The sequence below is a fragment of the Streptomyces fractus genome (assembly GCF_049844455.1).
In the GTDB taxonomy this organism is placed as follows: domain Bacteria; phylum Actinomycetota; class Actinomycetes; order Streptomycetales; family Streptomycetaceae; genus Streptomyces; species Streptomyces fractus.
Genome location: NZ_JBMYHI010000002.1, coordinates 6565009 through 6583708 on the forward strand (window position 1 = coordinate 6565009; position 18700 = coordinate 6583708).

The 18700-nt window shown below is 71.3% G+C and carries 17 protein-coding genes; 8 read left to right on the forward strand and 9 right to left on the reverse strand.

Annotated elements, in window-relative coordinates:
- Positions 1 to 30: 30 nt before the first annotated feature.
- The 3 genes from ACP4E5_RS31700 to ACP4E5_RS31710 form a co-directional block, all read right to left on the reverse strand.
- On the reverse strand, positions 31 to 1950 hold the full coding sequence (locus tag ACP4E5_RS31700; protein ID WP_425834657.1) for a hypothetical protein: 1920 nt from the start codon (positions 1948 to 1950) through the stop codon (positions 31 to 33).
- Between the two features lie 68 nt (positions 1951 to 2018).
- Positions 2019 to 2525 carry a tetratricopeptide repeat protein gene (locus tag ACP4E5_RS31705; RefSeq protein ID WP_425834659.1) on the reverse strand — a complete coding sequence of 169 codons (507 nt, stop codon included), beginning with the start codon at positions 2523 to 2525 and terminating at the stop codon, positions 2019 to 2021.
- A gap of 62 nt (positions 2526 to 2587) precedes the next feature.
- The gene (locus ACP4E5_RS31710) at positions 2588 to 5716 is read right to left on the reverse strand and encodes an alpha-N-acetylglucosaminidase (RefSeq protein WP_425834661.1); all 3129 of its coding nucleotides are present in this window, start codon (positions 5714 to 5716) and stop codon (positions 2588 to 2590) included.
- A gap of 72 nt (positions 5717 to 5788) precedes the next feature.
- Here ACP4E5_RS31710 and ACP4E5_RS31715 point away from each other — a divergent pair, with 72 nt between their 5' ends.
- A complete protein-coding gene (locus ACP4E5_RS31715; protein WP_425834663.1) occupies positions 5789 to 6223 on the forward strand; it encodes a hypothetical protein in 435 nt (144 codons plus the stop codon).
- A gap of 61 nt (positions 6224 to 6284) precedes the next feature.
- Here the strand turns inward: ACP4E5_RS31715 and ACP4E5_RS31720 are convergent, their stop codons facing one another.
- From ACP4E5_RS31720 to ACP4E5_RS31735, 4 genes are all read right to left on the reverse strand, one after another.
- Positions 6285 to 7811: a DUF1996 domain-containing protein gene (locus tag ACP4E5_RS31720; protein ID WP_425834665.1), complete on the reverse strand. Its 1527-nt coding sequence runs from the start codon at positions 7809 to 7811 to the stop codon at positions 6285 to 6287.
- Between the two features lie 152 nt (positions 7812 to 7963).
- A complete protein-coding gene (gene glnII / locus ACP4E5_RS31725) occupies positions 7964 to 8995 on the reverse strand; it encodes a glutamine synthetase (protein WP_425834667.1) in 1032 nt (343 codons plus the stop codon).
- A 167-nt stretch (positions 8996 to 9162) separates the two neighbouring features.
- On the reverse strand, positions 9163 to 9813 hold the full coding sequence (locus ACP4E5_RS31730) for an RlpA-like double-psi beta-barrel domain-containing protein (protein ID WP_425834669.1): 651 nt from the start codon (positions 9811 to 9813) through the stop codon (positions 9163 to 9165).
- 122 nt (positions 9814 to 9935) lie between these two features.
- Complete coding sequence (locus tag ACP4E5_RS31735) at positions 9936 to 10298, reverse strand: arsenate reductase family protein (RefSeq protein ID WP_425834671.1); 363 nt, start codon at positions 10296 to 10298, stop codon at positions 9936 to 9938.
- Between the two features lie 138 nt (positions 10299 to 10436).
- Between ACP4E5_RS31735 and ACP4E5_RS31740 the strand changes: the two genes are divergently transcribed.
- Positions 10437 to 10718 (forward strand): hypothetical protein, encoded by a 282-nt coding sequence (locus ACP4E5_RS31740; protein WP_425834673.1) that lies wholly within the window; start codon positions 10437 to 10439, stop codon positions 10716 to 10718.
- Between the two features lie 65 nt (positions 10719 to 10783).
- Here the strand turns inward: ACP4E5_RS31740 and ACP4E5_RS31745 are convergent, their stop codons facing one another.
- On the reverse strand, positions 10784 to 11995 hold the full coding sequence (locus ACP4E5_RS31745; protein ID WP_425834675.1) for a winged helix DNA-binding domain-containing protein: 1212 nt from the start codon (positions 11993 to 11995) through the stop codon (positions 10784 to 10786).
- A 125-nt stretch (positions 11996 to 12120) separates the two neighbouring features.
- On the opposite strand from ACP4E5_RS31745, the gene ACP4E5_RS31750 reads away from it, so the two are divergent.
- From ACP4E5_RS31750 to ACP4E5_RS31775, 6 genes are all read left to right on the forward strand, one after another.
- Positions 12121 to 12627, forward strand: coding sequence for a hypothetical protein (locus ACP4E5_RS31750; protein ID WP_425834677.1), 507 nt, complete (start codon positions 12121 to 12123; stop codon positions 12625 to 12627).
- An 18-nt stretch (positions 12628 to 12645) separates the two neighbouring features.
- Entirely contained in the window at positions 12646 to 13992 is a 1347-nt protein-coding gene (locus ACP4E5_RS31755; RefSeq protein WP_425834679.1) for a DUF2252 domain-containing protein, read from the forward strand.
- Positions 13993 to 14048: 56 nt separating this feature from the next.
- Positions 14049 to 14657, forward strand: coding sequence for a chemotaxis protein CheB (locus ACP4E5_RS31760; RefSeq protein ID WP_425834680.1), 609 nt, complete (start codon positions 14049 to 14051; stop codon positions 14655 to 14657).
- An 11-nt stretch (positions 14658 to 14668) separates the two neighbouring features.
- Positions 14669 to 16540, forward strand: a complete 1872-nt coding sequence (locus ACP4E5_RS31765; protein ID WP_425834682.1) for a CheR family methyltransferase — start codon at positions 14669 to 14671, stop codon at positions 16538 to 16540.
- A gap of 173 nt (positions 16541 to 16713) precedes the next feature.
- The gene (locus ACP4E5_RS31770) at positions 16714 to 17415 is read left to right on the forward strand and encodes a GAF domain-containing protein (protein ID WP_425834684.1); all 702 of its coding nucleotides are present in this window, start codon (positions 16714 to 16716) and stop codon (positions 17413 to 17415) included.
- Positions 17416 to 17427: 12 nt separating this feature from the next.
- Positions 17428 to 18156: an ANTAR domain-containing protein gene (locus ACP4E5_RS31775; protein ID WP_425834686.1), complete on the forward strand. Its 729-nt coding sequence runs from the start codon at positions 17428 to 17430 to the stop codon at positions 18154 to 18156.
- An 18-nt stretch (positions 18157 to 18174) separates the two neighbouring features.
- Here the strand turns inward: ACP4E5_RS31775 and ACP4E5_RS31780 are convergent, their stop codons facing one another.
- Positions 18175 to 18687: a DUF1269 domain-containing protein gene (locus tag ACP4E5_RS31780; RefSeq protein ID WP_425834688.1), complete on the reverse strand. Its 513-nt coding sequence runs from the start codon at positions 18685 to 18687 to the stop codon at positions 18175 to 18177.
- Between the last annotated feature and the right edge of the window lie 13 nt (positions 18688 to 18700).

An 18700-nucleotide genomic window follows, 5' to 3' on the forward strand; every position in this document is an offset into this window, starting at 1 on the left:
GGGGTCCGGGGCGGAGCCCCGCGACCGGGCTCACCTCAGGGGCCGAACTTCGGCGCCCCGAGCCCCCCGCCCGCTGAGCGACACCTCGTCCCCCCGCGGGACGCGAACCGCAAGCACATTCCCCTCGGCCGCCCGCCCAGACGCACTCACCCGGTTCACCCCCTCGCTGCCCGCGGCAACCAGGTACCAGGCCCCCTCCCGCGACTTCCACCGCACACCCGCGAGCACCTGCGGATCGCGCGAGCCACACGCGGGCGACGACTGCGACTTCGCCGCGACGACGGCGGAGTTCGCCCCCGGCGCCCGGAACAGCGCGAGCGTGCGCGGCCCGACGCCCCGCCACGTGTCGGCCCGGGTGCACCACCACTCGGCCGTCCCGTTCGCCTGCGGCAGCGCCTGGCGGGCGTACGCCCAGGAGTTGACGGAGCGCACCCCGTGCGAGCGCGCCGCCGCGAGCGAGCACGCGGTCGTCGCCCAGTCCGCGGGCCGCGCCTCGCGGGGCGCTGTGGGGTTGCCGGCCGTGAGGTGCGCGGGCACGAGCTCGCCGAGGTCGGTGGTGAGGCGGGTGCCGGTCGAGTCGGTGAGCGCCAGCGCGTTCCACGACGTGCAGGACGTCGCGAGCGCCGGGCTCGGGAACGGAGCCGTCACCCCGTCCTTCGTACGCGACAGGGCCCGCGCCCCCGCTGACGGCTTCAGGAGGTCGCGGGTGGCGGCCTTGGCCACCCAAGGGGCCGTCAGATAGCGGACGTTGCCGTCGGCCCGGTCCATCACCACGGCGCTCGACTGCGCGTCCGCCGCGCCGTCGACCCGCGCGAAGTCGAGCGCGGCGCCGCTCGTGCCGTTCTTCGGCTCGGCGTAGCGCACGATGCGCAAGCCGTCGTAGAGCAGCACGACGCGGGCCTGGTCGAGCTCGCCCGCGTACAGCAGCTGCGGCGGTCCGGGCGGCGCGCCCGCAGGGGTGCCCGGTGTCGCCGAGACCTTCACGGAGCCGCCGGGCCGCGCCCACACGGCGAGCGCCCTGCGCAGCAGTTCCTTGTCCCCGGTGAGCGAGCCGCGCGCGGGCCACACCGAGAAGTCGGTCCGGGCCGACGTCTTCCACGCGTCCGGCGCGACCGTCCGCAGCTTGGCCGGATTCAGGGCCGCCTGGCCCGCCGGATTCTTCGCGTAGGGCGGGGCCGCCGCGCCGTCCGGGGCCCAGCCCTCGCCCGGAAGCCCGAGCAGCGCGCCGCACACGAGGGTCGCCGCGACCGCCGCGATCGCCGCCTTCAGGTGCTGGCGGCGGCGCATCAGATCGGTGGGCCGCGCGTGCAGGGAGCACGGGTCGAACTCGGGGGACTCGAGGAGCTCGGTACCGGCCCCGGCGTCGGCCGCCATGCCGCGCGCCTCGGCGAGGGCCGCGGCCGCGTCCTCCTGCGTGCAGCCGGCCTCGGTGAGGACCGCGCGGACGGCGACGTCGTCGAGGCGCTCAAGTCCGCGCAGCACGTACGCGGCGCGGGCCGGGCCGCTCAGCGCGGAAAGCTGCTGGTCCAGGGCGAGTTCATCGGCGCCGCCGGACTTCGGGAACAGCCGCAGGCCCCACACCTGCGGCAGCAGCGGAGGCAGCTGCGCCCGCTTGGGCCAGGCCGCGCGCCGCAGCGGGAGCCCCGCCTCCAGGCTGCTGCGCAGCACCTTCAGGCGTACGTAGGCGAAGCCGGGGTCGCCGGTGCGGCCGGCGGAGTCGCGCTGGGCCGGGATCGGCGCCGGAGCGTTCGCGGAGCGGCCGCGGGGGAGCGCCCGCTGGACCACCGAATGGGCGGTCAGGACGCGGCGGTTGCGGCCGAGGCCCGGCGGCAGCACGAGGTAGGCGAGCCGTACCAGCCGTGGGTAGTGCTCGACCAGGGCGGCCTCGGCCTGCTCGACGTCGATGACGGCGGCCGGCGCTGCGGACGGGGGCGTTGATTGCTGCTGCACCTTTGACTGCACGTTCAGCTGAACGAGCGAATCGTGGGATGGTCACAGCCATCACTCCCGGCACGGGTCTATTCGGACACGACCAGCGCCTTCGCGTAGTTCGCCATCGACCGCTGATAGCGGGGCAGATGGGGTGCGAGCGCGCCGAGGACCAGGGCGAGGCCCTCCCTGTCGCGGCCGAGACTCGACAGGCACAGCGCCAGGCAGGCCCGCACCGCGTCGTCCAACTCGTCGCCGGGAGCGGTCAATTCCGGTTCCAGCAGTGCGACACCCTCTTCCGGGCGCCCCATGTTCCGCAGTGAGCTGGCCAGTTGAATCTTCGTGCGGCGGGCCCGGTAGCCGCTCAGGCCGAGCCGCAGCGCCTCCTGGTACAGCGGGACCGCCTTGTCGGAGTGGCCGGTCGAGTCGAAGGCGGAGGCCCGCTCGAACGGGGCGACGGGACTGCCGGGCGGCAGCTCGGCGGCGAGACCGTCGATGAGCGCGCGGAACTCTCCCGCGCCGGCCTCGTCGTAAGTGTCGATCGTCGCCCACGCGGCCGCGATCCGCTCTTCCCAGTCACTGCTCTCGGTGCTCACCGGGGCACTCTCACACAGGAGCGCCCCGGTGTCACCGGAGTTACCGGCGTCGCGGGGCCGGATCAGCTCAGCTTCCACCCGCTGAACTCCACGGTCCCGCGCGTCCCGTTCCCGCCGTTCGTCGCGCTCATGAACAGCCCCACGTCCTGCACGGCGGCGGCCCCCGGCACAGGCACCGTGGCGACGGTCCGCCACGACGCGCCGTCGTCCGTGGAGCACTCCCCGGTGTACGAACCGCCCGCCCGGCTCAGCCGCAGCAGCACCGGCGCCTTGAGACCGGTGATCCGCTTGTACGTGTCGAGGGTGCCGTCGCCGTTGGTGTCGTAGGACAGGACGACGCCGTTGGCGGGCGTGACCGACAGGTTCACGAAGCCCGGCGACCCCGCTGTCCCGAGGGCGTCGCGCACGATGATCCCGGCGCGCGCCCACGGCCCCGTCACCTCCTGCGTGTCCACCCGCAGCACGGCAGCCGCGCCGTCCCGGAACGCGCCCTCGCGGTACGCCGTCCCGAACTCCGCCGTGCCCTTCCACAGGTCGGCGCCGCCGCCGTCGATCGCGAACCGCTCGCCGAGCTGCCCGAACACCGCCGCGTTGTTGCTGTATGTCTTCCAGCCCTCGGCCAGCGGACCGGCCTCGAACAGCGTGCCCTTGTGGACGTAGGTGACCCGGTCCTCGCCGGCCGGACCGTACTGGACGTCGATCGTGTAGGGGAGCGGACGCAGCGGCTCGTCGAGCGGGGTGCCGGGCGCGCTCGCCCGCCACGCGACGGTGCCCTCCCCGGCCGGCGGCACACTGCCCAGGCGGGTCGCGCCCTCGGGTTCGGCGGTGATGCCCTTGAGTTCGAAGTCGACGCGGCCCGTCGCGCGCAGGCCGTTGACATTGCGGAACGTGGCCGTCACGCGCGCGTGCCCGCCCGGCGGAAAGGCGGACGGCTCGGCGGTGACCGTCACCGCGCCCTGGTACGGGGCGCGTGCGAGGACGTCGCGGACCTGAGAGGCCGTCCGGTACGGGTCGCCGTACGCCCGCAGGGAGTAGTCCTTGCGCTCACGCGTCCAGGCGTCCTCGAACGCGAACCAGTCGACCTTCGCGGGTTCCCGGCCCGCGCCCAGCGCGTCGGACAGCTCGTCGAGCCACTTCTGCCAGCGCGGCAGATAGAAGTCGCCGATCAGGCCGTGCCAGTCGCGGTTGGCGTACTCGTGGAGGTTGCCCGGATCGGACGTGGCCCGGTCGCCCCACACCGTGATCAGCGCCTTCGCGCAGCGCTCGAACTCGGCGCGCTCACCCTCGTTCGTGGCGAGGCTCCGGGCGTCCCGGATCCACGGGCCGAGCAGGAACGCCGCATGGGTGCCCGTCACGTCGTCCGAGAGCCGCATCAGCTTCAGCCACAGCGTCGACAACGCCTTGAAGGTGGCCTGGTCCTTGTCGGCGTACGCCGCCTTCAGCTGCGGCAGGAGCTGGCGGCTGCGGTGCGCGAGGGCCTGGCGTGCCACGTCCACGAGGTCGTACTTGTAGGCGGCGCTGCCCCTCAACTTCCCGTCCACGCCCAGGAGTCCGGTGAGTGCCGCGTCGAAGCGGCCCGGGTCGTAGGCGAGGGCGCGCGGCGCATAGTAGGAGGCGCGGTCGGCCGACAGGTCGGGGCGGGCCGCGAAGAGCGAGTCGTGAGGGTCGGAGCGCTCGGCCGCCGTGTGCTGGTACGCCGTCTCCTGCAGCGCTTGCCAGGCGGCGCGCGCGTCCTTGTCGCGGCGCCCGTAGCGGAAGTCGGCGTACGAGGCGAACCAGGCAGGACGGTCCAATCCCGCCTCCATCCAGGCGAGTTCGGACCACAGCTCGAACGCCGCCGGGTCCCGGTCGGTGCCCTCCGGCAGGTACGCCGTACCGGCCAGCGCGCTGTCCGGCTTGTCGCGCCACGCGAAGAACTTCTGCTCCCAGATGTGCGCGCGGGCCCCGATCGTCGTACGGCCGCCGAAGTTGGGGATCGTGCCGAACGCGTACGGGGTGCCGCCCCAGTCCTTCTCGCGGTCGGTGACCGAGGCGAAGCGGTCCGAGACGCCGTCCACGATCAGCATCTTCTTCTTGTCGATCGCGTCGATCAGCTCGGGCAGCGGGTTCGCCTCCCAGCCGAGGATCACCCACGTCGCGCCCGGCCGGTTCTTCTGGAGCGCCTTCTCGACGCCGCGCGCCGCGTCCGGGACCGGCACGTCACCGGCCGTGCCGCCCTCGTGCAGCAGGTCCATCTTGAAGGCGCCGATGTCACCGAACAGGTCCTTCTGGTGCCCGTAGAACGACTCGGCCACCTGCGCGAAGGCCGCGGTGCGCGGGTCGAGCCAGTCGGGGCGCTCGAAGCCGTGCCACACACCCTGAGGCACGACGTGCGCGTCCCCGCCGTTGCGCTCCACGAACCCCTTCGGCACGTGTCCGTAGTAGCCGGGCATGACCGGCTTCATGCCGAGCGCACGCAGCCGGTCGACGATTCTTCGCCCCAACTCCACGCGTCTCGCGATGAGTTCGGGCGAGAGCGGGCCACCGTACGAGGACAGGTTCTGCAGCAGCCACCACGGCTGGTGGGACGGGGCCGGCAGCCAGAGCCGCGCCTCCTCGTCGCTGTAGCCGAAGTCCTTCAGTACGCGCTGATAGACGGCCTCCATGCCCGCGATGACCAGCACCTCGTTGCAGCCGTGCAGCGCCAGGATGTCGAGCTCGCGCTCCCAGTACGACCAGTCGGCGAAGGGCGCCGTATAGCCGTCGTTCGTGTCGTTGAGCGCGAAGCGGTGGGGGAGCGGGCTGCTGCGCTCCAGCGTCTTCGAGGGGGCGGGGAGGCGGTCCGGCAGGTCCAGCTGGGAGCCGTTCCAGGCGATGTGCGCCCCGCACACGTACTTCAGATAACAGTGGACCCCGGCGAGCAGCGTCGCCGGGGTCGTCCCGTACACCGTGATGCGGCCCTGCGTCCCGGTCACCCGGAAACGGTCCTCCGTGCCGCTCGCGGCCAGCAGTCTGAGTCGGAACTGGTCCGCGTGGTGCGGCAGTTGCCTGTTGAGCGCCGCGCGCGCCCCGGCCGTATCAAGAACAGTCACCTCCCTCGCGGCGAGCGGCCGCGGGGCCGCCTGAGCGGCCGGGGCACCGGCCCCCAGGGTCGTGCCGAGGCCGACGGCGGCCGTCGTGCCGAGGACAGTGCGTCGCGATGGTGCGGACATACGTGTACCCCCCTTGCGTCGCGGTTGGTGCGGCGCACGGTAGCAACGGAACGTACGGGACAGGAGAACGCAATGAGGAAAATGCTGGTGGCGGCGGCCGTACTGCTCGCGGCAGCGACCGGATGCGGCTCGGGCGGCTCCGACGGGGCCCCGAAGGACGACACGCCGAAGATCCCCCGTACGGCCTCCGGGAGCCTCGAACACCTCGCGAAGGAGGCGGGCTGCCGCCCCGACATCCAGACCGACGCGGCCGACATCCGGCAGGCCAACTGCGGTGCAGGCGGCGGTCGTTACATCCTCGCCACCTTCACCACCGACAAAGGCCAGGCCCAGTGGTTCGACCAGGCCAACGACTATGGCGGCGTCTATCTCGTCGGACCCAAGTGGATCGCGGTCGGCGGCGCCGCACAGCTCACGAAGCTGCGCGGCCGGCTCGGCGGGACCCTGGAGAGGCCCGCCTCGCACCACACGGGGAGTGGCGGTGGTGGGGGTCACGAGGCGGGGTAGCTCTCCCGGTACGAGGGTCGCCGCTGAGTCGGCCGCGCAGCGGCCGGGAAGGGGCGATCGCTCAGGTGCAGCGATCGCCCTTGTTGATGCAGTCCACGACCTTTTGCATGGTCTGGTCGTCGAAGACGTTGATGAAGTCGTCATGATCCGTGATCGGCTTGTGCAGCTGCTCGGGGAAGCCGTCCACCGCGAACGGGTTCTTCACCTGCCCGTTCTCGATCGTCGGCGTCTGCACGTCGTACACCAGGCGCATCTTCAGCTGCGGGATGGCCTTGAAATTCTGCGGGCAGTTGCCGGCCTGGTCGGCGAACGCCACGTGAGTGCGATGGTTGGCACTGTCGATGTTCTGCCCGTCCCAGCAGCTCTGGAACGCGAAGCTGCGCACCACCTTCGAACCGTCGGGGCAGAGCGGGTACTTGTCCGTCAACTGCCGGTTCTCGAAGCCGGTGCAGCTCCAGTGCGCGTTCGCGTTCGCCGTGCCGTTGGTGAAGGCCTTGGCGTCGCCGGTGATGATGCGCAGGAACTTCGGCATCGCGACGACATCGCCCTGCGGGCTCCCGGCGAACTTGATGCTCGCCTTCTGGGCCTGAAGGACCTTGCCGACGTTGCCTTCCTTGCCGCCGCCGTCCTTGTCGGCGTCGAAGTCCTTCGAACCGTCCTGCACGCGCAGCACCGGCCAGTAGTACGTCGACTTGTCGCCCTGGTTCTGGCAGCTGGTGTCGGCGTTCGCCAGGTCGTCGTTGCTGGAGAACGCGTCGTTGTCCTGGTTGCCCACATAGTCGTGCAGGTGGTGCGCGCCGTTGGTGACGCCGGGCGCCACGATGAGGTTGTCGGTGTTGAACTTCTTGTTCTCGTTCACGCCGCAGCGGGTGGTGAAGGTGCCGGTCGAGGCGTTGGCGCCGTTCTTCGGCTTCTGGACGTTCGGCTGGACCTTGGTGATGTCGGCGAAGTCCGCGGCGACGGGCCCGTTGCCGGCCTGTCCGCCATTGCCCTGCTGCTGCCCGCCGCCTTGGTCCCCGCCGGCCTGGTCTCCGCCGGCCTGATTTCCGCCGCCCTGGTCCGAGCCGTCACCCTGCCCGTCCGGGGGCTGCTGGTCGCCCTCCTTCGGCTGGGCCGTGCACTCGGCCATGTCGTTCATGCCGTCGGGGGCCTGCCCGCCGCGGCGCTCCATCTCCAGGCGGATGCGCTCGAGGATGGCGCTCCGGTTCTTCTTCAGCGGATCCATGATGCTGTTCTGTACGAACTTCGGGTCCCGCGCGGCCGCGTCCCGCGTCGAGGAGAGCCGCTTGTAGGCCTGCGTGATCTGGGTGTCCAGGGTGGCGAGTTCACCGTCGACCTCGTCGCGGGCGCCGCCCGGCACGTCGGACAACTGCGCGCCGACGTCCGGGCAGTCGATGGTGGCCACTTGCTGCGTCTGCTGTGTCTGTTGGCTCCCGCTGCCCGCGTTCTGCCCGTCGCCGGAGTTTTCGTGGGCCGATGCGTACACGTTGACCGCGACGAGCCCACCTCCGCCCAGGAGCAGTGCGGCCGACGCGATGGTCATGCGCGTCGCCAGCGATGAGCGCCGTTTCCGTGAGGTGCGTCCCATGGGACTACGTACGCAACGGGGGCCGACCCTGTTCAATCGGCCCCCGGAATTCACCTCAACCGCCGACGGGAGGGTGCCCACACAAGGTGGACACCCTCCCGAAGCGGATGGCTGGATTTCCGGACGGCCGGGTCAGGGCCCGGCCGGCGCGGTCAGACCTGGCCGGCCTTCTCGAGCGCGGCGCAGCAGGTGTCGACGAGCAGCCGCGTCACGACGTACGGGTCGACGTTCGCGTTCGGACGGCGGTCCTCGATGTAGCCCTTGCGGTCCCGCTCGACCTGCCACGGGATGCGGACCGAGGCGCCGCGGTCGGAGACGCCGTACTTGTACTCGTCCCACGGGGCGGTCTCGTGGGAACCGGTGAGGCGGTCGTCGATGCCGGCGCCGTAGTTCTTCACGTGGTCGAGCGGCTTGGAGCCCTCGCCGAGCGACTCGCACGCGGTGATGATCGGGTCGTAGCCCTCGCGCATCGCCTTCGTGGAGAAGTTGGTGTGCGCGCCCGCGCCGTTCCAGTCGCCCTTGACCGGCTTGGGGTCGAGGGTCGCGGAGATCTTGAAGTCCTCGGCGGTGCGGTAGAGCAGCCAGCGGGCGATCCACAGCTGGTCGGAGACGTCCAGCGGGCCCACGGGGCCGACCTGGAACTCCCACTGTCCCGGCATGACCTCGGCGTTGATGCCGGAGATCGCGAGACCGGCCTTCAGGCAGTTCTCGAGGTGGGCCTCGACGACGTCACGGCCGTGGATCTCGTCGGTGCCGACGCCGCAGTAGTAGCCGCCCTGCGCGGCGGGGAAGCCGCCGACCGGGAAGCCGAGCGGGCGGTCACCCTCGAAGAAGGTGTACTCCTGCTCGATGCCGAAGATCGGCTCCTGGGCGCCGAACTTCTCCTCGGCCTCGGCGAGCGCGGCACGCGTGTTGGAGCGGTGCGGCGTCATGTCGATGTTCAGGACCTCGCACATGACGAGAATGTCGTCGCCGCCACGGATCGGGTCCGGGTACTGGGCGACCGGCTTGAGCACGAGGTCGGAGGCGTGGCCCTCGGCCTGGTTGGTGGAGGACCCGTCGAAGCCCCAGAGGGGGAGCGTGTCGAGGCCCTGCGGGGAGCCCGCCATCACCTTCGTCTTCGAACGCAGCTTGGCCGTCGGCTGGGTGCCGTCGATCCATATGTACTCAGCCTTGAAGGTCACGCGGGCCACATCCTCATTCACGCGGGTCTCGAACTGCCCGGAAGCGTGTCACCAGGGGATTTCCCGGCCGTTGCCCGTTTGTGAACCCCGTGTTACCTGAGTGGCGCGGGGCGGGATGTGGCCCGCGGTCTTGTATGCGATGCGGTGTGTGCTGTGCGGTGTGTGGGTTACCCCACCTTTTCGATGCGGGCGTTACGGATCAGGAACTTGCCGGGCTCCCGCACCTGCTCGAACGCGGCGTTGTTCAGCAGGGCGCAGGACCCGGACGTGGAGGTGACCTCGACGGTCGTGGACTTGTCGTTGTCGAGGTTGGTCACCTTCAGTTTCGTGCCCGCCGGGAACTGGTCACTGGACGCGGCGGGCGCCCCGCCCTCCCCGGAAAGCGTCACCTGCTGCCCGGCACACACCTGCTCGCCGGATGCGGCGGCCTGGCCAGATGCGGGGGCGGATGCGGATGCGGAGGCTTCGGCCGGAGGCGTGCTCGCATCCGTCCCGGCTCCCGCCCCCGACCCGGCCCCCGTATCGCATCCGGAGGCCTCCTGTTTCCGTTTGATCTCCGCGATCACCGCTTCGCGGTTGGCGATCCGGGCCTCGGACTGGGCGTCGGGGTTCGCCTTCTGCCCGTCGATGAACTTCTGGTTGTTGGTGAGCGCGGTGGTCAGACCGTCGCACACGACCGAGCCCTGCGCGCCGCCCTGGTCGACCTGCGCCGCGTTGCTGGTGGCCGCGAGGGCGAACGCCCCGCCGCCCGCGACCACCGCCGCGGCCGTCGTGAGGGCGAGCCGCTTCTTCGGGCCGAGAGTTCTCCTGCGTGACATGCGCGCCTCCTGTCGTGAGATGCACGTTGTTGCGCACGCCGTTACGTACGGGTGGCCGAACCTGAGCACTCAACGGCCGCACCGGACGCTCAAGTAACGTGTCTCACACGAGAGTTGGCGAGCTACCCGCGGCTCATGGCCTCCCGCACGGCCTCCTCGCTGCGGCCCACCACCGCCGTGCCGTCCTCGGCCGTGATGATCGGGCGCTGGATCAGCTTGGGGTGTGCGGCGAGCGCCTCGATCCACCGCTCCCTGCTGTCCGAGTCCCGCGCCCAGTCCTTCAGCCCGAGCTCCTTCGCGACGGCCTCCTGGGTGCGGGTGATGTCCCACGGCTCGAGCCCGAGCCGGCCGAGCACGGCGCGGATCTCGTCGGGCGTGGGTACGTCCTCCAGGTAGCGCCGCACCGTGTAATCGGCGCCCTCGGCGTCGAGCAGGGTGAGCGCGCTGCGGCACTTCGAGCAGGCCGGGTTGATCCAGATCTCCATGGGGCCAACGGTACGCGAGTGAAGCCGTGCGACGGGTCCCAAGTCGGCTCTGGCCAGCGGCTTTTGTCAGTGGTCGGCAGTAGAATAGAAGCAGTGTTCGAGGGCTACGGGGGCTCTCGGACGACTCGCGACAGGAGGATGCCTGTGCCCGCTGCCGCCGCTCCGATGCTGATCGATCTGCCGTACACACCACTCGCGAAGAGGCCGCTCCCCGCGGGGCGCCCGCGCGACTGGTACATCACCCACAACCGCCGGCTGAAGGCCATGCGCCTGGCGATAGCCCTGCTGGACTCCGGTGTCTACCTCCCCAACCAGGCCCACAACGGCAGGATCCGCGCGACCGCCGACCTCGTCGGCATCCACCCGCCGTCCGACACGACGTGCCACATGGTGCGGGCGCTGATGCGTTACAGCCGGTGAATCCGTCGTCCGGGGCGGCTCCCCACGCCACGGGGCTCCGCCCCGGACCCCGCTGCTCAATCGCCTCAGGGGCTTGAAGTGCCCAACTCCTTCTCCAGCGGCGTGCGGAAGCGAGGTGTCACCCGCGTCCCGCCCAGCCACGCCGCGAGCCGCTCCGCCTCCGCCGCGACCGCCCGCTCAGCTTTTCGGCCACCGGACGTGTCCAGCAACCGCCACACCACCTCACCGTCCGCCCGCTGCCCCCACCCACCCACGATCCGCCCGCCCCACCACACCGTGGGGCCGATGTTCCCGCTGCCGTCGAAGAGCGCGGGGCGCAGCTCCGCCGGGCAGTACCAGTCCCGCTCCTGCCAGCCCATCGACGTAGGGTCGAGGCCCGGCAGGAGCGCCGCCCACGGCTCCAAGTCGCCGTCCGGCGCGTCGAGTTGGTCCGCCAGTACGTACCCCGTGCCCCCGCCGTCCAGCGACACGCCCACCGCACCCACCGCGGCGAGCGCCTTGCGCACATCCGTGACCTTCCACCCCGTCCACCACTTGAGGTCCCCCTCCGTGGCGGGCCCGCACGCCCCCAGCCACAGCCCGAGCAACTCCGCCTGCGCCTCGGCGACCGGCAGCTCAGGATGCGGTGGCGCGACCGCCCACCGGAACTGCGTCGACGTCCACGAGCCGAGCGGCCGGCCCCGTACGACCCGGCCCTCCACCCCGAGCACCCGCATGAGCCGCGAGGACACCGTCTGCTCGGCCTCGTAGCTCTTGCCCCGCCCGTACGTGAACTGCTCCCGCAACCTCGGTTCGTCCGCGACGAGTTCGGTCACCGTCGCCTCACCGCGCCGCTCAAGGGCGGCCAGCGCCGACGCCTCCACCTCCGCCAGCCACTCGGGCGTGAGGCGCCCGTCGCTCCCGCCCGCGATGTCCTTGAGCAGCCCGGCCCGCGCCTTCGCCGCCACCGCTAGCCCGGTCGACGCGTGCACCGTCGCGGCCAGTTCGGCGGGGAACGTGAACACCGTGTGCCGCATCCCGTGCATCCGCACCAGGCTGCGGTCCTCGTACAGCGCCCGCTCGACGTCCGCGACCGTCCCGGAGGCGTCCGCGAGCCGCGCCCCCACCGCCAGATACACGGTCGCCGGATCCGTGCCGTGCAACGCCACCAGCGAGCGCGCGACGTCCTCGGCGCGGTCCGCGCGCGCCGAGGGGGCGAGGCGGTGCGCGCGAGCCAGCCGCACGCGCCGCTCGTCGTCACCGATGTGCCGCACGGTCCCCGTGCTCTTCGTGTTCATGCGGCACATCCTGCCCGCCGCACCGCCCCGAAGGTCACCTGTTTGCCCCCCTTGGCATGCGCCCCGACCCTGCCCCACCGTTGACTGAGGCGACCTGCAGTGGTGGTCGAGCGGAGGTGTCGGTGATGGCGAACCCAAGGCGAGGCGCACGAGGTGCCCGAGGCGTACGGGCGGCGGGCGCGGCCCTGTGCGTGGCGGCCCTGACCGTGGCCGCGGCCGGCTGCTCCGACGACGGCGACAGTCCGTCCGGCGCCGCGTCGAAGGCCGCCTCCGCCGCCTCGTCGGCCGCCTCCAGGGCCTCGGACGTGGTGGCGTCGGCGACCGCGGAGGCGCAGCGGAAGTTCGACGACTTCAAGGACGGCGTCGACGCCAAGGGCGACGTGAAGCTCGGCGACGTGAAGTCCGACGGCGACCGCACCACGGTCCCGGTGACCGTCAGCAACGGCGCGTCGGACACCAAGTCGTACGTCGTCGAGGTCGACTTCAAGAACGGCGACGACAAGTTGGTCGACACCGTCGTACTCAATGTGAGCGACGTGAAGGGCGGGGGGTCCAAGGACGCCACCGCCCGCAGCACCCACTCGCTCGACGGTGACATCACCGCCGGGGTCTCCCGCGCCCTGCGTCATTGACCGACGGGGCGCCCCGCCATGAGCAGCCCCGCCGAACGCGCCGCCCTGGGCAGACGCGCCCGCAAGCACAGCCCCCGCTCCTCGCACGGCCCGTGGATCCCGTCCGCCGACCGCCCCGACCCCGTCGTGACCCTGGAGCGGCAGGGCGCCGACCGGCTCCGCGACCTGCTGCCCATCCGCTACGGGCGCATGGCGGCGAGCCCGTTCGCGTTCCTGCGCGGCGCCGCCGCCGTGATGACCGGCGACCTCGCGGCGACACCCCACACCGGCCTCACCGTCCAACTCTGCGGCGACGCCCACCTGTTGAACTTCGGCCTGTTCGCCGCGCCGGACCGCGCCCTGCTCTTCGACCTCAACGACTTCGACGAGACGTACCCGGGCCCCTTCGAGTGGGACGTCAAGCGCCTCGCCGCCTCCATAGCCGTCGCCGCCCGCGACAACGGCCACTCCGACCGGCAGGCCCACCGCGCCGCCCTCACCTCCGTCACCGCGTACCGCACCAACATGCGCCGCCTGGCCTCGCTCGGTGAGCTCGCCGTCTGGTACGAGCGCATCGACGCCCACGCGCTGCTCCCGCTGATCCGTTCCACCCGGCACCGCCGCCGCGCCGAGCACACCCTCGCCCAGGCCACCCGCCGCACCAGCCTGCACGCCCTCGCCAAGCTCACGGAGACCACTCCCGAAGGCCGCCGCCGCATCGCCTACGACCCGCCGCTCCTCGAACCGGCCGGGGTGTCCGACGCCGCGGCCGTCCGCAAGATGTTCGGCGACTACCGCTCCACGCTCGCCGAGGAACGCCGCCGCCTGCTCGACCGCTACCGCTTCGTCGACGCGGCCCGCAAGGTCGTCGGCGTCGGCAGCGTCGGCACCCGCTGCTTCATCGTGCTGCTCGCCGGGCGCGACGCCGACGACCCGCTGTTCCTCCAGATCAAGGAAGCCACCCGGTCCGTCGTCGAGGACCACATCCCGAACCACGGCCCGTACATCCATCCGGGCCACCGCGTCGTGTCGGGACAGCGGCTGCTCCAGGCGGCGGGCGACATCTTCCTCGGCTGGATGACGGGACCGCAGGGCCGCTCCTTCTACTGGCGTCAGCTGCGCGACATGAAGGGCTCCGCGGACGTCACCGTCATGCCGCCCGACGAACTCCTCGCGTACGCCCGGCTGTGCGGCACCGCCCTCGCCCGCGCGCACGCCCGCTCCGGCGACCGCATCGCCGTCGCGGCCTACCTCGGCGGCAAGGACGGCTTCGACCGGGCGGTCGCCGCGTTCGCGCTCCACTACGCCGACCAGACCGAACGGGACCACGCGGCGCTGCGGGGCGCGATATCGGCCGGGGTGCTGACCGCGGCCGGCGGCGCGTGACGGCCGACCGCCCCCATCCGTAGCCGCGGACCTGGCGGGAGTCTAGTGTCGGAGCTGTGCCGCCACCGATCAGTGCCGACCGTACGGACGACAGCTTCAGCGTCGTCGCCCTCGCCGCCTCCGCGGGCGGCATCCACGCACTCGTCACCGTCCTCGGCGGGCTCGGGGCCGACCTGCCCGTGCCCGTCCTCGTCGTCCAGCACCTCGACCCGCGCCACCGCACGGTCCTCGCGGAGATCCTCGACCGCAGGACCGGCCTGGACGTCAAACTTGCCGAAGAGGGCGAGTCGGCCGTCCCGGGCACCGTCTACATCGCACCGCCCGACCGCCATCTCCTCGTGGGCCAGGACGGCACGCTCGCCCTCTCCCAGAGCGAACTCGTCCACTTCCTGCGCCCCTCCGCCGATCTGCTCTTCGAATCCGTCGCGGGCGCCTACGGGTCCCGTGCCATCGCCGTCGTCCTGACCGGCACAGGCAACGACGGGGCGATGGGGGTCGACGCCGTGAAGTCCCGCGGCGGTACCGTGATCGCCCAGGATCCGCACACGGCGGAGTTCCGGGGCATGCCGGAGGCGGCGGAGGGTACGGGGACAGTGGACTTCGTGCTACCGCTGAATGAAATCCCCACGGTGATCCGCGGGCTGGTCGACACCAGGAAGCAGTAGGTAGGACAGCGATGAGCGAGGCACGGCGCGAAGAGGAGACGGACGAGGAGCTGGAGGAACTGCTCGGCTTCCTTCGGGACGCCCGCGGCTTCGACTTCACCGGCTACAAGCGCACGTCCCTCGGGCGCCGGATCCGCAAGCGCATGGGCGACGTCGGCATCGACTCGTACGCCGACTACCGCGACCAGCTGGAGACGAACGCGGAGGAATTCAGCGCCCTCTTCAACACCATCCTGATCAACGTCACCTCCATCTTCCGTGACACGGAGGCCTGGACGTACCTCCAGCGCGAGGTGATCCCCGAGGCGCTGGCCGAGCACGGCCCGGAGGACGAGATCAGGGTGTGGAGCGCGGGCTGCTCCAGCGGCGAGGAGGCGTACTCGCTGGCCATCATGTTCGCCGAGACCCTCGGCATCGAGGAGACCCTCAACCGCGTCAAGATCTACGGCACCGACGTCGACGACGAGGCCCTGCGCGACGCGCGCTCCGGCCTCTACCCGGCCAAGGCCCTTGAGCCGCTCTCCGAGACCCTGCGCGAGAAGTACTTCGAGAAGAACGGGGCGCGGTACAGCTTCCGCTCCGACCTGCGCCGCCGCGTCATCTTCGGCCGCCACGACATCACCCGCGACGCCCCCATCTCCCGCCTCGACCTGCTGGTCTGCCGCAACGCGCTGATGTACTTCAACGTCGAGGCGCAGACCCAGATCATCGACCGGTTCCACTTCGCGCTGCGCGAGGGCGGGTTCCTCTTCCTCGGCAAAGCCGAGATGCTGCTGAACGACGCCGACCGGTTCGATGTCGTCAGCATGCGCCAGCGCATCTTCCGCCGCCGTCCGGGTGACTCCTCGGCCCCGTACCAGCCCGCCCCGGTGAAGCTGCGCTCGAACCTCGGCGGGGAGATGCAGCACATGGCCCGCAACCGCCAGCTGCGCGATCTGATCCTCGACGCCTCGCCCGGCGCCGCCCTCGCGGTGGACGCCGAGGGCGTCGTCGTCCTCATCAACAACCAGGCGCGCATGCAGTTCGGCCTCACCGCGAACGACATCGGCCGCCCCTTCCAGGATCTCGAGATCTCCTACCGGCCCGTCGAGCTGCGTTCGCTGATCGACCAGGCCACGCACGAGCGCCGCACGCTGCGGGTCAACGGGGCGGAGCGCCGGGTCGGCGAGGACATCCGGTTCTTCGACATCGCCGTCCAGCCGCTGATCGGCGCCGGGCGGGTGCCGACGGCCACTCACATCTCGTTCACCGACGTGACCGTGGCGACCCAACTCAAGTCCGAGGTCAAGCGCGTACGCGAGGACCTGGAGACGGCCTACGAGGAACTCCAGTCCACGAACGAGGAGTTGGAGACCACCAACGAGGAACTCCAGTCCTCCATCGAGGAACTGGAGACGACCAACGAGGAACTCCAGTCCACGAACGAGGAATTGGAGACCACCAACGAGGAACTCCAGTCCGGCAACGAGGAGCTGGAGACGATGAACGAGGAAATGCGGATCCGCAGCGACGAGCTCGACGAGACCCGCGCCTTCCTGGAGGGGGTCCTCACCTCCATCGCGGCGGCCATCGTCGTCCTCGACAAGGATCTCAGGGTCAAGAGTTGGAACCGGGGTGCGAGCGGCCTGTGGGGGCTGCGCCAGGACGAGGCGGTCGACCAGCCCTTCTTCGACCTCGACTTCGGGCTGCCCACCCGGCCGCTGCGCGAGGCGGTGGAGGAGTGCATCAGGACCCGCAGCCGCGGCAAGCCGGTGCTGGTCGCCGCCGTCAACCGCCTCGGCCGCAGCATCAACTGCACTGTGCACTGCAGCCCGTTCGACGGACACCGCGGCGGCGTCGTGCTGCTGATGGAGGAGGACGGCCGGAGCAACGGAGCCTCCTGATCCGCTCCCTGGGCGTACGCTGGGGACATGACCCTCGGGGGAGCTCTGCGGAACAGGCGGCAGCCGTCTGGCAGCGGGCGGCCCGCGCTCGTGAACGCGCCGACCGCGAGTTCGACCTTGTCCGCGAGTCCGAGTACCTGGCCCGGAAGAGCGGCCGAGACCTCCACGACCGTATGGCGCACATCCACCGGACGAGCGCGGAGCGGCACGAGTTGACGGCGCGGCTCCTCGAATCCCATGCCCGCCGTGCCGCGTCCTGGGCGAGGACGGGAGGGCGGCCCCCGCTGTTCATGACGGGGGTCGCGGAGGCCTGCGGGACCGGCAGCGCCGCCGTCACGCTCGTCGACGTCGGGCGGAACCAGATCGCGACGGCCTCGTCCGACGAGCCGGCGCGTGCCGCGCAGGACCTGGAGTACATCCTCGGCGAGGGCCCGGCGCGCGACGCGGTGCGCGAGCGCCGCCCGGTCGTCGCATCGGAGGACGTGCTGACGGACCGCTGGCCCGGCTACGGCCCGGCAGCCGAAGAACTCGGAATCGGCCACGTCCTCGCCGTGCCCCTGCAGTCCGCCGGCAGCTGCATCGGCGCTCTGGCCACGTTCGGCGTGCGCGCGGACGCCGCATCCACCACGACCGTCACTCAGGTCGCGGATTCCCTGACCCGCAATGTTTTCCTCGGCGCGGACGCGGTACCCGGTCTGTTCGGAGGGATCGACTACCGCGCGGAGGTCCACCAGGCCGCGGGTATGGTGGCCGTCCAGGTGGGCTGCCGCATACCGGACGCGTTGGAACTGGTCAAAGTGCGCGCCTTCGCGGACAGCCGTCCCATCGGTGAGATCGCACAGGATATCGTGCAGGGACGACTCCGACTCGGCTGAGAGGTCTCCACCGTGACACTGCGAGAGCAGGAAGTCGCCGCGGTATTCGCCGAGTTGACGGGTGGCGCCGCCCGCGACCCGTTGGATACGCAGACACTGCTGGCCACCCTCGCCGAAGGCGGCAGGCGACTCTTCCACGCGCGCGGGGCGAAGGTGGCGTACGTGCCGGGCGGACGCTCGCCCGTCCTCACCGACGGGACGGATTCCTCGCTCGGCAGCCTCGCGGCCGATGCCGCCCGCTGGGAGGAGGGCGCCGGGTACGACGCCCGTACGACGGGCTGCGCCCTCGTGGACGTCGACGTGACCGCGCGCTCCTCGCAGCTGCGCTGGCCGCGCTGGGCCGCCCGGGCCAAGGCCCTCGGCTTCGGCCGGGCCACCGCGCTTCCGCTGCACGGCAGGGACGAGGAGATCGGTGCGCTGGTCCTGTTCTCCGCGCCGGGCAAGCCGCTGGACGAGGAGGCCCTCGCCCTGGTCCGGCTCTTCGCCGAGGTCGCGGGGCACACCCTCACCCTCCAGCGCGAACTGAGCGAAAGTCAGCTCCTCGCGGGCCAGTTGGAGCACGCGCTGACCAGCCGGGTCGTCGTGGAACAGGCGAAGGGCATCCTCGCCGCCCGGCACGGACTGTCACTGGACGAGGCGTTCGCGGGCCTGCGCGGCTACGCGCGTTCCCACCGCCGCAAGCTGGCCGAGGTGGCCCGCGAGGTCACCGAGGGCCGACTGCCCGAACTCCTCGCCCAGTGACCTGACCGTCGCCTAGGCCTAGGCCGAGGCCTCGGCCTTCGCCTGGCCCTCCTGCAGCATCTCGCGCAGCGCCTCCTCGTCGTCGTTGCTCAGCGACGTCTGCACCAACTGACCGCCGTACTGGGCGATCTCCGGTACGACCTTGTCGCGGGCGGCCTGCTTGACGAGGACGAACAGCGCGGCGGCGCCGGGCCGCAGGTTCTGGCTGAGTTCCTTCATGAAGTTGTCGTTGATCCCGGTGTCCGTGACGGCCCCGCCCGCGGCGCCCGCGGCGGCGCCCACGGCGGCCCCCAGGAACGGCACGAGGAAGAGCATCCCGATGACACTGCCCCACAGCGCGCCGCCGGTGGCGCCCATCGTGGTGTGGTTCACGGCCTGGTGCAGCTTGATCTTCCCGTCGGACTCCCGGCGCTCGACGACGACGATGTCCTCGAGCTCGACGAGGTGCTCCTTGGACATCTCCAGAAGGCGGTTGCGGACCTGGTCGGCGGTGGCGAGGTCGTTATAGGCGACGACGAACAGATTGCTCATGACGGCACTCCTC

What these genes read in the sequence shown, in the direction of transcription:
- ACP4E5_RS31765 (WP_425834682.1), top strand. Translation starts at nt 14,669, where the DNA reads ATGAGCGAGGCACGGCGCGAAGAGGAGACGGACGAGGAGCTGGAGGAA.
- ACP4E5_RS31750 (WP_425834677.1), top strand. Translation starts at nt 12,121, where the DNA reads ATGGCGAACCCAAGGCGAGGCGCACGAGGTGCCCGAGGCGTACGGGCG.
- ACP4E5_RS31735 (WP_425834671.1), bottom strand. Translation starts at nt 10,298, where the DNA reads ATGGAGATCTGGATCAACCCGGCCTGCTCGAAGTGCCGCAGCGCGCTC.
- ACP4E5_RS31740 (WP_425834673.1), top strand. Translation starts at nt 10,437, where the DNA reads ATGCCTGTGCCCGCTGCCGCCGCTCCGATGCTGATCGATCTGCCGTAC.
- ACP4E5_RS31710 (WP_425834661.1), bottom strand. Translation starts at nt 5,716, where the DNA reads ATGTCCGCACCATCGCGACGCACTGTCCTCGGCACGACGGCCGCCGTC.
- ACP4E5_RS31730 (WP_425834669.1), bottom strand. Translation starts at nt 9,813, where the DNA reads ATGTCACGCAGGAGAACTCTCGGCCCGAAGAAGCGGCTCGCCCTCACG.
- ACP4E5_RS31745 (WP_425834675.1), bottom strand. Translation starts at nt 11,995, where the DNA reads ATGAACACGAAGAGCACGGGGACCGTGCGGCACATCGGTGACGACGAG.
- ACP4E5_RS31755 (WP_425834679.1), top strand. Translation starts at nt 12,646, where the DNA reads ATGAGCAGCCCCGCCGAACGCGCCGCCCTGGGCAGACGCGCCCGCAAG.
- ACP4E5_RS31715 (WP_425834663.1), top strand. Translation starts at nt 5,789, where the DNA reads ATGAGGAAAATGCTGGTGGCGGCGGCCGTACTGCTCGCGGCAGCGACC.
- ACP4E5_RS31770 (WP_425834684.1), top strand. Translation starts at nt 16,714, where the DNA reads ATGGCGCACATCCACCGGACGAGCGCGGAGCGGCACGAGTTGACGGCG.
- ACP4E5_RS31780 (WP_425834688.1), bottom strand. Translation starts at nt 18,687, where the DNA reads ATGAGCAATCTGTTCGTCGTCGCCTATAACGACCTCGCCACCGCCGAC.
- ACP4E5_RS31720 (WP_425834665.1), bottom strand. Translation starts at nt 7,811, where the DNA reads ATGGGACGCACCTCACGGAAACGGCGCTCATCGCTGGCGACGCGCATG.